The organism is Nocardia sp. NBC_01327 (genome assembly GCF_035958815.1).
Taxonomy (GTDB): domain Bacteria; phylum Actinomycetota; class Actinomycetes; order Mycobacteriales; family Mycobacteriaceae; genus Nocardia.
Genome location: NZ_CP108383.1, coordinates 5,063,860 through 5,078,977, shown reverse-complemented (window position 1 = coordinate 5,078,977; position 15,118 = coordinate 5,063,860). Strand labels below are relative to the sequence as shown.

The 15,118-nt window shown below is 66.7% G+C and carries 14 protein-coding genes; 1 reads left to right on the top strand and 13 read right to left on the bottom strand.

Going from position 1 to position 15,118, the window contains the following annotated elements; all coding sequences use genetic code 11:
- The first annotated feature begins 176 nt into the window (after positions 1-176).
- Positions 177-1,142, top strand: a complete 966-nt coding sequence (locus OG326_RS23015) for a hypothetical protein (RefSeq protein ID WP_327139177.1) — start codon at positions 177-179, stop codon at positions 1,140-1,142.
- A 5-nt stretch (positions 1,143-1,147) separates the two neighbouring features.
- Here the strand turns inward: OG326_RS23015 and OG326_RS23010 are convergent, their stop codons facing one another.
- From OG326_RS23010 to OG326_RS22950, 13 genes are all read right to left on the bottom strand, one after another.
- Positions 1,148-1,831, bottom strand: a complete 684-nt coding sequence (locus OG326_RS23010; protein ID WP_327139176.1) for a class I SAM-dependent methyltransferase — start codon at positions 1,829-1,831, stop codon at positions 1,148-1,150.
- A gap of 166 nt (positions 1,832-1,997) precedes the next feature.
- A complete protein-coding gene (locus OG326_RS23005; protein ID WP_327139175.1) occupies positions 1,998-2,561 on the bottom strand; it encodes a hypothetical protein in 564 nt (187 codons plus the stop codon).
- Positions 2,562-2,650: 89 nt separating this feature from the next.
- Complete coding sequence (locus OG326_RS23000; RefSeq protein ID WP_327139174.1) at positions 2,651-4,129, bottom strand: flavin-containing monooxygenase; 1,479 nt, start codon at positions 4,127-4,129, stop codon at positions 2,651-2,653.
- 8 nt (positions 4,130-4,137) lie between these two features.
- Complete coding sequence (locus OG326_RS22995; protein ID WP_327139173.1) at positions 4,138-5,310, bottom strand: hydroxymethylglutaryl-CoA synthase; 1,173 nt, start codon at positions 5,308-5,310, stop codon at positions 4,138-4,140.
- Positions 5,307-6,365 carry a hydroxymethylglutaryl-CoA reductase gene (locus OG326_RS22990; protein ID WP_327139172.1) on the bottom strand — a complete coding sequence of 353 codons (1,059 nt, stop codon included), beginning with the start codon at positions 6,363-6,365 and terminating at the stop codon, positions 5,307-5,309. Before OG326_RS22990 ends, OG326_RS22995 begins: the two co-directional genes overlap by 4 nt.
- Entirely contained in the window at positions 6,362-7,456 is a 1,095-nt protein-coding gene (fni, locus tag OG326_RS22985) for a type 2 isopentenyl-diphosphate Delta-isomerase (RefSeq protein WP_327139171.1), read from the bottom strand. Before fni ends, OG326_RS22990 begins: the two co-directional genes overlap by 4 nt.
- A complete protein-coding gene (locus OG326_RS22980; RefSeq protein WP_327139170.1) occupies positions 7,453-8,553 on the bottom strand; it encodes a phosphomevalonate kinase in 1,101 nt (366 codons plus the stop codon). The genes fni and OG326_RS22980 overlap by 4 nt, the downstream gene beginning before the upstream one ends.
- Entirely contained in the window at positions 8,550-9,593 is a 1,044-nt protein-coding gene (gene mvaD, locus OG326_RS22975) for a diphosphomevalonate decarboxylase (RefSeq protein WP_327139169.1), read from the bottom strand. The genes OG326_RS22980 and mvaD overlap by 4 nt, the downstream gene beginning before the upstream one ends.
- Complete coding sequence (gene mvk / locus OG326_RS22970) at positions 9,590-10,645, bottom strand: mevalonate kinase (RefSeq protein ID WP_327139168.1); 1,056 nt, start codon at positions 10,643-10,645, stop codon at positions 9,590-9,592. Before mvk ends, mvaD begins: the two co-directional genes overlap by 4 nt.
- 75 nt (positions 10,646-10,720) lie before the next feature.
- On the bottom strand, positions 10,721-11,530 hold the full coding sequence (locus tag OG326_RS22965) for a methyltransferase family protein (RefSeq protein WP_327139167.1): 810 nt from the start codon (positions 11,528-11,530) through the stop codon (positions 10,721-10,723).
- Positions 11,521-12,537, bottom strand: a complete 1,017-nt coding sequence (locus OG326_RS22960) for a fatty acid desaturase (RefSeq protein ID WP_327139166.1) — start codon at positions 12,535-12,537, stop codon at positions 11,521-11,523. The genes OG326_RS22965 and OG326_RS22960 overlap by 10 nt, the downstream gene beginning before the upstream one ends.
- A 52-nt stretch (positions 12,538-12,589) precedes the next feature.
- Complete coding sequence (locus tag OG326_RS22955) at positions 12,590-13,855, bottom strand: hypothetical protein (RefSeq protein ID WP_327139165.1); 1,266 nt, start codon at positions 13,853-13,855, stop codon at positions 12,590-12,592.
- Positions 13,852-14,907, bottom strand: a complete 1,056-nt coding sequence (locus tag OG326_RS22950; protein ID WP_327139164.1) for a polyprenyl synthetase family protein — start codon at positions 14,905-14,907, stop codon at positions 13,852-13,854. Before OG326_RS22950 ends, OG326_RS22955 begins: the two co-directional genes overlap by 4 nt.
- Between the last annotated feature and the right edge of the window lie 211 nt (positions 14,908-15,118).

Here is a 15,118-nt window from a genome sequence, read left to right as displayed (position 1 = left end):
CGTCCCCGAAACGGGACTCTGCTTCCGAAATGGGAGCGATCTCTCTCCAGCCGGTGCCTTTCGAACTATAGCACAACCGCATGACGGCGCCGGTGGTAATCAGGCAGCAAACCCACTGTGCCGCAACACTTTCGACGATTGCCACACGTCATTGCCGATTGACTAGTCTTTCTGGCGTGCGCTTTCCGGGATCCTGGCTCTGTGTGGACGTCATCGCGACACGATTGGCGGCCGCGGAGGACATCGTCATTCACAGCGCAGGGGCGCTGCGAGTGGCCAAGAGACTGCGCCGGGAGGATATGGCCCTCGGATTCAACAAAGAGGGCCGGGTGTTGTTCGAGCAGCTCGTCCGGGAAGCGCTCACCGCCGGCCCGCGTGCGGACCGGCAGTCCCGCGCCGGGTCCATCGAATTCCGCACCCACTGGGTGCTGACTCCGGACGAGGTCCCGGTGGGACTGGTCGTATGGCTTGGCCCAGGGCCGATCCCGCCCCGGCCCGATTACAACAGCTGGATCATGGATCTCGAAGCGGTGGCAACCTCCAGCGCGGGCGATGATCTGGCGAGCATCGGCGACGGCCGCCGGGTCGGCGAGTACCGGCCGATCCGCGACCTGCTCAAATTCATGAATCCCGACGACGTACAAGCATTCCTGAGTCTGTACTACGACGCCCGCACCGGGCCGAAAGGCACACGGGCGGAGGCATATTGGTCGGTGCTCCCCACCGGCACCGACCAATTCACCCACTTCTGGTCCTCGGCGATAGTCCCGGAAGCCGGTGCGCTATTCGTCCACGGCATCACCGTGAAGCTCGCGCACCGCGAGTACACCCCGCAATCCACGCGCGGCATGATCACCGGCGGGGGCACCCTGGTCATCGTGGACCCGGGTACTCGCGTGCCGGTCACGGTGTGGGGCAAGCTCACCGATCTGCTCGCCGATGATGGTGTGGTGGCCGAACTGCTGGGCCAACTCGATATCGACAAGATCAGCGCCGATGCGTCCGCGCTGATCGAGGACACCGTGACGCTCGCCGGCGCGGGGCGCTATCACGCCTCGGCATTCCTCATGCCGACCTCGCAGAAGCGGCCGGTGCATCCGCTGGCGATCATGTTGCACGCGGCAGGCGGCACCGCGGCCTGACACGATCAGTGCTCTCGCCGTGGGTGTCTGGCGGTCCACAGCGCCATCGACCCACGCATCTGGATGTCCACCAGGCTGAATTCCCGTTCGAGAGCAGCCCGCAGGCCCTCGAGGTCATCGTCCTCATTGTGGAAGATGCCGTTGGAGTTGAACGCTCGCGAGGTGGCCCGGCTCAGCCAATTGGTGGGCACACCCACATTGAGGACGGTCGACCCGAAGAACACGCCACTGCCTGCGAGAGTATCGGCGACGTGGGCGAACGCGATGCCCTTACTGTCCCAGCCCCCGGGTACGCAGTGCATCAGCAGATTCGCGGCGACCGAACCGTAGCGCCGGCGCTCGACGGGCAGGGGCTGGAGTACGGACCCGATGTGCACCTCCGGGTCGAGGCCGCGGGCGCGCAGGCGATCGACGGTCACAGCAAGTGCCGGTTCGCTCAGATCGACGAGGGTCAGTCGGGGATGCGTGCTCGGGTAGGTCGCACGGCGCAGGAAATAGCCGGTGCCGACCCCGATATCCAGATGATCGTTCGAGATGTGACCGTCGTAGAGTGCCCGCAGATGTCTTGTGGGGCAACGCCATACCAGGTGGTTGTTGAAACCCAGCACATATAGGTCGTAGATGTTCAGCCAGGTGCGCGAGTAGGCGCGGGCCCCGGCTAGTTCGGCGGTGGTGACATCGATCCCCATAGCAGGTGACCTCCGTGAAGCGCGCGGCGCGAAACCGCTCGGCACAGGTATCTCTGCTTGGGGCGCGGGAGCACTCTCTCCGGCCCGATGCGTCTCGAATCATAACCGCCCGCGCTGCCGGTTGCGACTCAAACAGCTTTTGCCCGTTGATATTTGACCGTATCCCTCAAGCCGTGGGCCAGTACGTCCACTGATGCGTGGGAAAGGAAGTCGGGTGCACCGGCAGCTCCGAACCCGGACCGTTGAGTACTTTTGCCAGCTCGTCGGCCTCCGCGGGGTCGATATCGCCCCCCGAGGCGGCGACGCCGAGTACATCCACCGCCCACGCCCCCGGCGCCACCTCCACGTGCGTCCAGGCCGGTAGCCATGGCATCAGATTCACATGGATGGCGGGCCGAAGTCCTCTGGCGGACAATAGCTCCCACAGTGCGCCAAGCTGCGCCGCGCTCGGGGAGGGATGACGGAAGACGACTTCGGGAAGGCCCGCGATGACGCGGTGCCACGCGATCGGCGCATGGACCTGGCACACAGCCAGCTCACTCCCCTGCGCCCGGTCCAATCCGTAGACATCACCCGTGGTGTCGCCCGTGCCGTCGTGCCAGTGCAGCGGCCGATGCGACCACGGCTCGATCACCCGCCACAGCGCCGGTGGCATCGCCGCACGCAGTTGCTCGGTGAATCGCGCCAAATGCCGATGTGACAGATCCGGCCGGAAAGCTCCCGACTCCACGTTCACTCCTGCCGATCGACCCCGTCCAGACGTGTTGCCGGACAACGGCATCGTCTCACAGGCCCAGCGACGAATCCGCTATCACCACGTCATGCGTTGACCTCGGCGGTGCGAGTCGTGGTGTCGTAGGACTCGACATCGAACTTCCGAAGCTTCTGCCGGAAGCGGAAACTGAAGTCCGGCCACAGCGTGGCGTTCTTGCCGTTCTTGTCCAGGAACCAGCTGGTGCAGCCGCCGGTCACCCAGACGCTGTCGGCCATCTTCTCCTGCAATCCGCGATGGTAGTTGTCCTGCACGTCCTTTCGGACCTCGATCGTGCGCAGGCCCTGCTTCTCCATCGTCGAGATCGCGTCGAGCACGTAGTTGATCTGGGATTCGATGATGTAGATCAGCGAGGTGTAGTTCAGCCCGGAGTTCGGGCCGAGCATGACGAAGGCATTCGGGAAGTTGGCGACGACCGTACCCTTGTAGGCCGAAATTCCTTCGGCGTCATACAGTTCGGACAGTGTGCGCCCATCGCGTCCGCGAAACACCTCCCAGGTCGGAGAGTCGGTGACCCGGAAGCCGGTGCACAGCACAATGGCGTCCACCTCGCGTTCCGTGCCGTCCTCCGAGACGATCGAGCGCCCCCGAATCTCCTTGATGCCGTCGCTGACCAGATCGACATCATCGCGAACCAGCGTGGGGTACAGATCATTCGAGATCAGCATGCGCTTGCAACCCAGGCGGTACTCCGGGGTCAGCTGCTTGCGCAGTGCCGGATCACGGACCTCGTATCGCATCTTGATGCGCGCGATCAGTTCCAGCAGCACCGCTGCCTGCGGAAACTTGGTCTGCAGCACCACGAACAGCTCGCGATTCGCGTAGATGGCCGCCCGGATCAACCGCTGCAGGCCGGGAACATGTTTGAAGGCGTAGCGCTCGAACGCCAGATACCGCCGCCCGAAATGCGGCAGCACCCACTGCGGCGTGCGCTGGTAGACGTCCAGATGCGCGACCTCGGAGGCGATATTCGGCACGATCTGAGCCGCCGAAGCGCCGGCGCCGATCACCGCAACCCGGCTGCCCGCCAGATCGGTCTCGTGATCCCAGCGCGAGGAGTGGAAGATCTTCCCCTCGAACGTGTGGATTCCCTTGATATCCGGCAGACTCGGCTCGCACAGCACCCCGACCGCGGAGACCACGATGTCGGCCGTGTACTGCCCCTTATTGGTCTGGATCTCCCACCGGGAATCGGTCTCGTTCCAGCTGGCGCCGGTCATTTCGCAGCCGAAGACATGTTTGTCCCGGACCTCGTACCGGTCGGCGATACCGCGGATGTACCGGTGAATCTCCGCCTGCGGTGAGAACGAGCGCGTCCACTCCGGGTTCAGCGCGAACGAGTACGAGTACAGGTGCGAGGGCACATCGCAGGCCGCGCCCGGATAGGTATTGTCCCGCCAGGTGCCGCCGACGTCATCGCCGCGTTCGAGCACCACGAAATCGGTGTACCCCTGCTGGCTGAGCCGGATGGCGGTGCCCAATCCGGCCAGTCCGCTGCCGATGATCAGAACATGCGTGTGTGTCATGGTGCCCCTCACCGGGATTCGTAGATGCGCTTGTGGCCGGAGAGGGCGGACAACCGGTACGGGCGGCTGGTCTCCTCGAGGGTGGGGTGGTACATGCCGTCGGTGGGCGAGTGCGCCTCGTGCAGTTCGCGATAGCGCTCGTAATCGAGAACCTCCCGCGTGCTGATGGCCTGCCGGTTGGCATCGGTGCGCAGATGCTCCGCGTAGCCGGGTTGCACAGTGCCGCTGAAGAATTCGGCCACACTGCCCGAGCCGTAGCTGATGAAGGCGAGCGGCCGGTCGGTCAGATCCCCCGCGTGATCGAGCAGCGACATCAGCCCGAGGTAGAGCGATGCGGTGTAGCTGTTGCCCACCGTGCGGTTGTAGAGGGTGGTGTCCTTGATCGCGGCGTCGATCTCGGCCGCATCCGCGGTGTGGCCCTGGCTTTCGAGGAGGTGGCGGTGGGCCTTGTACGCCATTTTGGTGAAGGGCTGGTGATAGCAGAACGCGGCGAACTCGGTGAGCTCCCGGCCGCCCTTGCGCCGGTAATCGGTCCACGCCTCCTGTGCGGCCTTCTGATAGGCGTTGACGGAGGTCTTGCCGTCGACCATGGCGGCACTGCTGTAATTGGGGCGCCAGAAGTCCATGATGTCGGCGCTGTAGAGCCCGGATTGCGGATCCAGTTCCAGGATCGCCGGATTCGCGCTGACCAGCATGGCGACCGCGGCCGCGCCCTGCGTCGGCTCACCGGGGGAATCGAGTTCGTACTTGGCGATATCGGTCGCGATGACCAGTACGCGCTGCGAGGGGTCGCGGGCGATGAGACCGGCGGCGAATTGCAACCCGGCCGTGCCGCCGTAGCAGGCCTGTTTGATTTCGACGACCCGGGCGGTATTGGGCAGACCGATCAGCGAATGCAGGTACAGACCTGCCGCTTTGGACTGGTCGACGCCGCTTTCGGTGGCCAGCAGCACGGTCCGGATATTGTCGGTGCCGTGCCGGGCCAGAATCGGTCCCGCCGCCGCCGCGGCAATGGTGACGATGTCCTCGTCGGCGGCGGCCACGCTCATCTTTTCCTGGCCGATGCCGAGGTAGTACTTGTCCACGTCCACGCCGAGCCGTTCGGCGAGTACCGCGTGATCGAGGGCGTAGTGGGTGGTGGCGAACGAAAGGTCGTGTATCCCGACCGGCTGTGTGGTCATCGCTGTATTCCGTTGCTCGAGGTGGGCCGTTCGAATTGGGTGTGTGCGCGCATCAATTCACCGCGATTGGTCTGCGCCGCCATGAGCGACAGCTCGCCGCACAGCACTGTGGCCGCGGCCAGAACCGCGAGCCGGCGGGCATTGCCACCGGGCTCGCGCTCCGCCCGGCAGCCCAGGCGGGACAGGTTCTCATCGACGAAGCTCGCGTGTTTGCCGTTTCCGACCGTGCCGACGATGAGATTGGGCAGCGTGCACGAGAAATAGAGGTCGCCGCCGCGATCCTCGGCATGGGTGATGCCCTGGGATCCTTCGACGATATTCGCGGCGTCCTGCCCGGTGGCCAGGTAGAACGCGAGCAGCATATTGGCGTAATGCGCATTGGCGGAACGAATTCCACCGGCCAGTAGCGTGCCGATCAGGTTCTTGCGGATATTCAGCTCGACGACCTGCCGGGCGGTGGTGTGCAGCCGGTTCTCCACCACATCCCGGGGTATGAGCAGTTCGGTGACGACATTCTTGCCACGGCCCAGGATCCCGTTGACGGCGGTCGCCTTCTTGTCCGTGCAGTAGTTCCCGGAGATCGAGCCGTACCGCACGCCGGGCATCGTCTCCAGAATGTGGTCCATCAGATGGTCGCTGGCGAGCGTGGCCATATTGTGGCCCGAGGCGTCGCCGGTGGTGAATTCGAAGCGCAGGAACAGCAGGTTCCCGGTGATCTGGTGGTGCAGATCGATGAGCTCCGCGAATCGACTGCTGCCTGCGACAACCGCCTGCAATTGCGCGAATTCGGCCTTGAGCCGGGTGACGGTGGTGTGCGCGGTGTAGGCGTCATCGGCTTCGAGCAGGATGGAGCGGGTCATGCGCTCGTCGATAAGTGTTGCCACCACGCCTTTTTCGGTCAGCGTGGTGATTCGCGCGCCGCGCCCGACCGAGGGCCACAGGGGCGTTTCGTAGGTCGCCAGCGGTACGTCCACGCTGTCGTCGACGATATTGCCGGTAATCCGCAGCGGTCCCACCCACTGCATCGGGACTGCCGCATAGGACATGTCGTTCATGGGTGACTCCTTCTCGAACTCTTCGATTCGCTCCACCAGGAGCTCCGGTGGGCATAGGAATCCACGTCGATGCCGCGCAGCCCGCAGAATGTGGCCACGTCATCGGTGAGCAGCAGATCGCATCCGGCCAGGTCCGCGGGTGAGCGGGCGCCGAGCACGGTCAGCAGTTGCCGCAGTTGCCCGAGCCAGGTCCGGATCGTGTCGACCAGCGCCGCATCATCGCGGCCGACCACGATCTCGAGGAAGGCCCCGGCGACACCGGTCGCCTTCGCGCCCAGTGCCAATGCCCGCGCCATATCGATGGGCGAGCGAATGCCACCGGACGCGGCGATATCGATGCCCGCGACACCGGCGCAGTCCAGCAGGCAGTTCGGCGTGGACTGACCCCAGCTGTCGAGAAAGCCGAAATCCGCGGTGCTGCGGCGATCGTTCTCGATGCGGGCGAAATTGGTGCCGCCCCGGCCGCCGACATCGGCCACCGCGACTCCGGCCTCCCGCAACCAGGTGACGGTCTGCCTGCTGAGACCGAATCCGACCTCCTTGACGATCACCGGAACCGGACTGTGCGCGACGATCTGCTCGATCTGGCGGGGCCAGGAACCGAAGGACCGGTCCCCTTCGGGCATGACGACCTCCTGCACCGCATTGAGATGAATCTGCAGGGCATCGGCCTCGAGCAGATCGATCGCCCGGTGCACCTGATCCACGGTCGCGGTGGCATTCACATTCGCCATGACGAAGCCGTGCGGATTCTCCTGTCGCAGCACGCGATAGGTGCCCGCGACCTCGGGATCACGGAAGTAGGCGCTCATCGATCCGGACGCGATCGGGACGCCGGTCTCGCGGGCGGCAATGGCAAGCAGCCGGTTGATCTCCCCGGTCCGAGGACTGCCTCCCGTCATCGCATTGACAAAAAGCGGTGTCTCCCAGCTCTTTCCGGCAAACTCGACGGCCAGCGACACGTCCTGGCTGTCGATCCCCGCGAGCGCGTGGTGCACAAAGGTCACCGAGTCGAAATCGCTTGCGCCGCTGTGCTGGCGGCGCTGGCTCACGGCATGGCGCACATGGTCGTCCTTGCGGTCCGCGATCATCGACACTCTCCTTCGGATGGATGTGTCCGCAGCGGCAGCGGCCGAATACCCGCGGTGACCCAGCGGTCGGTGAGTTCGTCCAGCGCGGCGGAGCGGGTGCGGTCGATGAGCGCGATTCCGCAGTCACCGCCTCCGGCGCCGGAGGGTTTGGCCGCCGCGCCGACCGCGTCGCCCGCTGCGCACAGCGCCTCCAGCAGCGGCGTCATGATGCCCAATCCCGCTGTCGCATCGAGGTCGATGAGAAGCTCGCGGGCGCAGCGGATCTCGTCCCCTATCCCGATCGAGTTGCCGGCTTCGAGGGCGGCGGAGAGTCGCTCGACGCATTCGTTGCTGTGCGACAGGAAGGCGGTGCGGTCGCTGAGCTGCCGGGAGCTGTTGCCCAGCCCCGCCACCAGCGCCGGTGTGGACGCGGGCTTCCCGGTCCAGCCGACCTGCATGGTGAGTTCGGTCGGCGCGGGCAGCGGGCGCACCGCGAGACCCGGCCACGGCGCACGCAGTGCGGCATCGATTCCGTTGTGCGCGAGCAGCTCTGAGACCAGTGCGCGGTCGGGCGACCGGTAGGAGATCCAGCCGCCCCAGGTACTGGCGGCGATATCACCGCCGGAGGCCTTCGGATTGATCGATATGGTGGCCAGCATCGCCAACCGGTACCGGTCCATCGAGCTCAGCCCGAGCCCGTAGAACCGCCCCAGGGCCGCAACGGCCGCCACGGTCACGGCGGCGCTCGCGCCGAGGCCGAACTTTCTGCCGTCCGCGTCGCCGAGGTCGCTGCTGATATCGAGCAGGAAGGCCCGCTCGGGGATTTCGCGCTCGACGAGCAATCGATTGACCGCCGTGACCGCCGCGAAGACGTAGGCGAACGACGCGGGCACCGCGCCGTCGGCCGTCGACGGGATCATGCGGTCCCCGACGCGCCTGCACGATAGCGTCATGCCACCGTCCAGATCCGAATGCAGCTGTGTGTCCGCCTCTTTCGACTCGCTCACCGTGGCGGTCGCGAAGCGATCGACCGCTGTGAGGACCGCCAGGTGGCCCGGTTCGACAACGGCGTACTCGCCGGCGATGAACAGCTTGCCCGGGGCGCGGGAGGTGATCATCGATCACCTCCCGGGACCAGGGTCGCGCCCGGTCCGAGATGTGCGGTGCGGGTATCGACGAAATCGCCTACCGCACGCAGTGCCGCGGCCACCCGGTCCTCGTCGGCGCGGGCGCACAGGACGGTCACATTCGGCCCGGCATCGATCGTGGCGTAGGCGGCAATGCCGTCGGCGCGCAGCGCCAGCACCGCATCCAGGACCGCGATCGACTGCGGCGAGAGGTATCGGATCGGGGGCCGGGCCATGAGCATGCTGGCATGCATGCCCAGGGCATTGCGCTCGGCGATCTCACCGACCGCCGGAAGATCGCGGCGCGCAATGGCTTTGCGCATCTCGTCGAGGGCGAGCGCCGAATCTCCGGCCCACCCCGGATAGAGCGGGGAGCTCGCGCAGGTGCGCCGCATGGCCTCTCGGCTCGAGACCGCCTTCTCCTGGTGATCGGTGACGGCGACGATCAGCGCCGGGTCCAGTGCCTCGCCGCCGATGGGTTCCGCGTACGAGCTCAGATCGCCAGCCTCGCCCTCGCCCTCCCCCGCATGCCAGACCACGAATCCCCCGAAAATGGATCGGGAGGCCGAGCCGGAACCGCGCCGAGCCAGTCGCGAGAGCGTGCGGGCATCGGCCCCCAGCCCGTACGCGGCTGCGGCCGCGCCGGCCAGTGCGGCGAAACCGCTTGCCGAGGAGGCCAGGCCCGCACCGGTCGGCCCGGTATTGGCGGACACGACCAGGGCGTGTTCACGACGGCCGGACCGGGCGCGGATCAGGTCCAGGAAGCGCTCGACGCGGGCGTACGACGCACCGGTCGCGGTGCTGCCATTGAGCTCGACCACATCCGAGGGTCCTTCGATCAACCGCACGGAAGTGGTGGTCGGATAGATATCCAGCGTCATCGACAGGCTGCCCGTGACGGGCAGGGCAAGCGCTTCATCGCGTTTGCCCCAGTACTTGACCAGGGCGATATTCGGATGAGCGACCGCGACCGCCTCGCTGCCGACCTCGACGCGGGTGCCGACTTGCAGCTCTACAGGTGTGAATGTCATTGGCGGGTACCGAGTTCCGGTCTGGTATGGGAAGGGAATGGGTGCCGGCCGGAGGTCACAGGCACGATCCAGGTCTGCACCGCACCGGCCCGGCGCAGCGCCGCGCTCACATCCGCAGCGGCGCTGCCGATGTCGGTGAGGGCGAGGACGCAGCCGCCGAGACCGGCGCCGGTGAGCTTGGCGCCGTGCGCTCCGGCATCGACAGCGGCCGACACCAGAGTGTCGATTTCGGGGGTGCTGACGCCCAGTTCGGTCAGCAGATCCTGGAAGTCGAGAAGTGTTGCGCCCAAAGGCTGAACCCGTCCGGCCGCCAGATCGCCGGCGGCGGAGTCGACCAATTCTGCCGCGCGATCGAGAATTCGCCGCGCATCGACAGGGTGGCGATCCAGTGTGCGGCGGACCGCGGCGACCGCATGCTGTGTGGCGCCGGGCATTCCGGTGTCGGCGAGCACCAGCACCGCGTCCAGGCCGATAGTCATCCGCCGGGCCGCACCCTGCTGGAACCAGATCGGCCCGGACGCCAGCACGGCGCTGGCATCCACGCCGCTGGCCCGGCCGTGCGCGACCTGTTCACCGCACTGCACCAATTCGTAGAGGGTCTCGGCATCGATGGTTCTGCCGAAGAGATCCGCGGCCGCGCGCACCGCGGCGCCGGCGCACGCCGCGCTGGACCCCAGCCCGCGCGCCGGTGGGATGTCGCCGCAATCGAGAACGATCTCGACCGTCTCGTCGGCGAGCCCCCACCGCCGCAGCGCCTCGTCGACCGCGACACGTGGCCCGGACATCTCGGTGTCGGCGGTGAGCGGATCGCCTGCCGTAAAGCTCAGTCCCGCAGGCGAATCGGTCGGCTGCGGTGCTGTCACCGATCGCCCCCGCCAGGCCACGGCGCTCACCGACAGGGCGGGAACGGGAAACGCGATAGCGGGCGTGCCGTGCACGACAGTGTGTTCGCCCAGCAGAATCGCCTTGCTGTGGGCGCGCCCGATTCCTCGGGCGCTGCCCGCCCGGGCAGCGGTGCGGGTGCCGCGCTCGCGAACTCGATGACTGTTCACGTCGATTCCTCTCCTCACTCGGAAACGGTCGCCTGCGTGTTCCCTGATCGAGGGAAGTGCCACGTAGCCGGGCTCTTACGACCGCCCGCGGAGACGAGCCCGCGCGGCCGGGCTGAGCACCGCGGGGAAGAAGGCCGGTACCTCGGCGGCGTAGGCGCGGTAGGCCGCACCGAAGCGAGCGATGAGATCGCGCTCCTCCAGGAAGGTGCCGAGCAGGATGTAGCCGGTCACCCCTAGCGCCCAGATCAGATGTCCGACGGTGAACGTGCTGGCGAACCAGAACGAGACCAGCAGGCCGGTCATCAGCGGGTGCCGCACCAGCCGGTACGGCCCCTGCACCTGCAGCCGGTCGACGGTCGCGTCGGGCACCCGGATCACGTACTGGCGGTAGGCCTGGCTGATGCCGAGCAGATGGAAGTGGTTCAGCAGGATGGTGGCCGCGTAGACCAGGACGAAGCCGAGCCAGAACCCGGCGTCCAAAACCGTTGCGGCCCAACCGTGTGCCGACCAGATCTGCGCCGGAATCGGTTGCCAGCACAGGAAGATCGTCCACATCACGGCGCAGACCATGACGATGTACACGGTGCGCTCGAGGGCCTCCGGCACCCAGCGGGTGATGAAGGCCTTGAACGAGGGCCGGGCCATGCCCGAGTGCTGCAGGCCGAACAGCGCCAGCAGCAGTACATCGATGACGATCGACGGGAAGGTCGCCAGGTGCGGTCCCTTGTCGACCGTCTTGGGCAGCCACCAGCCGCCCGCGAACAGCAGCATGATCGGCACGGTGATTCCGGCGAAACCGTATGCGGCGAAGGCGATCAGGAACGGGACGAGCCGAGATCGAGTTGTCAGCACGCCCCGTGCCTGTTCCTGAGTGATCAGATCCATGCGAACCACGGCAGGTAACGATTGCGGACGGTCTCGGCCTCGAGCCGAGTTTCCAACCGCGCCTTCCACTTCTGGCCGTAGCGCTCGTTGAGGAAGCCGCCGGGCACCGCCAGTCGCCATCCGGACTGGGCCACCATCCAGTAGGGAACGATGACGCCGGGATCGACCTTGCGCATGTAGTCGAGCTTGTCCGGGATCTGACTCCAGTGGATGCCCGGGTAGCGGTGGTGCACGCTGTGGTAGCCCTGGTTGAAGATCAGGAAGTTGAGGATGTTGCCCGCATTGTTCAGCGAGGTGCTGGGGTCGTCCTCGTACTCCCGCGCGGGAGCATGGCTGAGCCACGCGAAGTAACCGGCGTTCACCTGGGTGATGAAGAACGGGACCCAGTAGAAGAGCACGAACCGGTTGAAATCGACGAAGTACCAGGTGGTTCCGATGATCGCCACGTACAGCGCGAGGTCGAAGATGAACTGGTGGCGCGTCTTCCGGCGGCGAGGAGTGGGATCGGCGGCGAAAATCGTTCGCATCGTGTGGTATTTGACGATCGCGCCGTAGCGGACCCAATACCAGATCGCGGACAGTCCGCGTTCGTATCCGACGGTGGTGGTGACATCACCGGGGCCGTCGTTGAAGCGGTGGTGGTTGAGGACGTGCACCTCGCGCATCTCCGCCGCGGTCAGATTGCCCGGCAGCGAGCACAGGATGTCGACCGCCCGGTTCGGTCGCTGCGAGACGAACAGCGGCCGATGGGTGTGCATATGCATCACACCGATGGTGAGCGAGAGATTCAGCAGTGAGAGCAGGATGATCAGCGGCACGGCCAGGTACCAGTTCGTGGCGATCGGAACGAAGAGGCCGATGGACAGGAACCCGAGCCACAGTGCGATGTGCATCAGCGGGCCGACATTCGACGGGTATTCGAGTTTGAGCACCCGCTTGCTGAAAGGTATTGCCTCGGAGCCTGTTACGGGCGTTCCGGTGCGAGGGGAAGGCGTTGCGGTGCTCATCGCAGAGCTCCTTGGGTAGTGGTGTCGAGGGGTCGGGGCGTGCTGAGAGTGCTCACGGTCGGGCTCCTTGGGTCGAGGTGTCGAGAGCGGCGAGCTGGAGTGTTTTGGCGAGTGCGGCCATCGCATCGGGACGGTGCGCCGGCAACCGTTCCAGCGCACCGAAGGCCAGGTGATCGGCGATCATCATGGCGCGCACATCGGGGTCCGGAAGTTTGCCGGTGAGCGGTTCGTCGGGCAGGGTTCGCACCAGGGCGAAGGTGGTGTCCACGATCAACGGCACGATCGAGGACGCCATGGCCCGCGCATCACCCGAACTCAGCACATCCGTCGCCGGTCCCGGTTCGCCGTCCGAATCCTGAGATCCCTCCAGCACCAGGTGAATCGCCGCGTCGGCGGAGTTCCGGACCCGCTCGAGCATCTTGTTCCAGTACGTGGCCGAACATGCCGCCAGGGCCGCCGCGCCGATCGGCCGCCGGTAGGGCGCGGGCGCCTCGACCGTGCGGCAGAGGAACCCGGCCGTGGTGATCGTCATGTACGCCATCGCCGCTCGTGCGCCCCGGCTCCTGGTGCGCGGGCCCATCCGGGCCAGCAGCGCGACGCCGCCCAGCGCCGGGGTGAGCAGCCGCAGCATCACCATGCGGGTCAGTTCCTCGTTGTCGGCGGCGCCGTAGAGTGCCAGTTCGCCGTCACGCAGATCGTTGGCCGACTGCGCGATGACGCCGACACAGGCGGTGAGCTCGCGCAGATCCGCCTCGGCGAAAGCGTCTTCGGCGGCCAGGGCACAGGCGTAGTGCGTCACTCGCCCGAGCACGCCCTCGCCGTAGGCGAAGCGGGGCAGCGGTGAATCGATATTGCGGGCCATCACCTCACCGATGTCGACCAGCATGCGGCCGACGCGTGCGCGGCCGTCGCCGGGCAGTGCCGACAGCAGTGCCCGCACGTCACCGATGCGCTCGGCCAAGACCAGATCGACCGCTTCGCTGTCGCGGACAGTGACCGCGGGCAGCGGCGGTGGCGGGGTGCCGGTATCGCCGGCGAGGTACTCCGCCGCGGTGCGCACGGCACTGCTGGCCACCGCGCGATCCATGAGGTCCTCGTAGGCGTCGAGCACTCGGCAGGCCAGCAGCGCGGCGGTGGCCTCGGCGCGCAGGCCGGGCGACAGGAATCCGACTGCTATGCCGAGGTTTCGGCCTGCGGGGATCAGCGCGAGCCGGGCCAGTTCATCCGGCGTGGGCGCCGCCCGCAGTGCCGTGATATCGGGTGCGCGGCGCAGGTGCCGCAGACCGTAGGCCAGGGTGCCGAGTCGGGTTCCGCTCATCGGGAAATCACCTGCTGCAACAGGTTTCGCAGATCGGCACGCGCGGGGGTGGCGGGGAACGCATCCAGCGCCCGATCGGCCGCCTCCGTGGCGCGCACGGCGACCGCCCGGGCGACGCGAGTGGCGCCGCTGTCGATCAGATCGTCCTGCAGCGTGACGCTGGAAGTGTCTTCGCAGAGCCACATTTCGCGCGCGCCGGGCCGGGTGGCCAGCCATTCGATCACCGGCCAGGTCGGCACCCGGCGTTCCAGATCGCCGCCGGCGTCCTTGCCCAGCGCCGGTCCGCCCTCGATATCCCGTACGTCGTCCATGATCTGGAAGGCGAGCGCGAGCTGGTCGGCGTATTCCATCAGGGCGTGCAGCCGCTCGATGTCGACGCCGCCGGCCGTGCCGCCGTAGGAACACGAGAGCCGGAACAGGGTGCCGGTCTTCGCACCGGCCACCAGTTCGTAGTGGCGGCGCAGCGCGGCATCGTCGACCGAAGGCGGCAGGGTCTCGATGAGCTGACCGAAGGACAGGTCCGAGAGCCGGTCGGCGTAGGTGATTCCGGGAGCCTCACCGACGCGTTCGAATACCACCGGATTGTCGGCCAGCACCCGCGCGACCACCTGTAAAGCTAGGCCCGCCAAGTGAAATCCGGCACGGGCCGCGGTGCGGACACCGAAGGCCGCGGGGACCGACGGTGCGTCACGCCGCAGCAGTGAGCCGTCGCAGATGTCATCGTGCACGAGCGATGACTCGTGGAACATCTCCATCGCGCAGGCCAGGTCGACGGCATCGTCCAGTGGCGCCGCGACGGCGCCGGGCAGCAGACCGGAGCACGCCAGCACCAGGCGGGCACGCACCCGCTTGCCGGGAGCCGCGAGCACATGGCGGTACACGGAGTCGAATTCCTCACCCGTGTAAAGGATTTCACGCAATCGATGGGTGACAGAGGTCAGTTGGTCGACCGGTGAGGCAGCGTGCCGGCCGACTGGATCCGCCGAGAACTCGGGGCGCACGGCCAGGCCAACACTCTGGCGAGGTACGGACGGTAGCGCGGGGTTGTCCATGGCGCTGAACTCCTTTGGCATGGTCACGGTGGACGGTCAGGGTGCAGCAGGCAGCCGCCTGGCCGTCAGGGCCGGGTCAAGGGGAGGTAGTCGGCAGCAAGCCGACGACTGTGTCGGCGCCGCGGGGCCGATCCGGGGCAGCCCGGTGGCCGTGAAATGGGCACTTCACCACAGAGTGTCGTCGTCGGTGACACACGTCTGCGGTTGTTCG

What these genes read in the sequence shown, in the direction of transcription:
- OG326_RS22955 (WP_327139165.1), bottom strand. Translation starts at nt 13,855, where the DNA reads ATGAGCGGAACCCGACTCGGCACCCTGGCCTACGGTCTGCGGCACCTG.
- OG326_RS23010 (WP_327139176.1), bottom strand. Translation starts at nt 1,831, where the DNA reads ATGGGGATCGATGTCACCACCGCCGAACTAGCCGGGGCCCGCGCCTAC.
- OG326_RS22990 (WP_327139172.1), bottom strand. Translation starts at nt 6,365, where the DNA reads ATGAACGACATGTCCTATGCGGCAGTCCCGATGCAGTGGGTGGGACCG.
- fni (WP_327139171.1), bottom strand. Translation starts at nt 7,456, where the DNA reads ATGATCGCGGACCGCAAGGACGACCATGTGCGCCATGCCGTGAGCCAG.
- OG326_RS22980 (WP_327139170.1), bottom strand. Translation starts at nt 8,553, where the DNA reads ATGATCACCTCCCGCGCCCCGGGCAAGCTGTTCATCGCCGGCGAGTAC.
- OG326_RS22950 (WP_327139164.1), bottom strand. Translation starts at nt 14,907, where the DNA reads ATGGACAACCCCGCGCTACCGTCCGTACCTCGCCAGAGTGTTGGCCTG.
- OG326_RS22965 (WP_327139167.1), bottom strand. Translation starts at nt 11,530, where the DNA reads ATGGATCTGATCACTCAGGAACAGGCACGGGGCGTGCTGACAACTCGA.
- OG326_RS22995 (WP_327139173.1), bottom strand. Translation starts at nt 5,310, where the DNA reads ATGACCACACAGCCGGTCGGGATACACGACCTTTCGTTCGCCACCACC.
- OG326_RS22960 (WP_327139166.1), bottom strand. Translation starts at nt 12,537, where the DNA reads ATGAGCACCGCAACGCCTTCCCCTCGCACCGGAACGCCCGTAACAGGC.
- OG326_RS23000 (WP_327139174.1), bottom strand. Translation starts at nt 4,129, where the DNA reads ATGACACACACGCATGTTCTGATCATCGGCAGCGGACTGGCCGGATTG.
- mvaD (WP_327139169.1), bottom strand. Translation starts at nt 9,593, where the DNA reads ATGACATTCACACCTGTAGAGCTGCAAGTCGGCACCCGCGTCGAGGTC.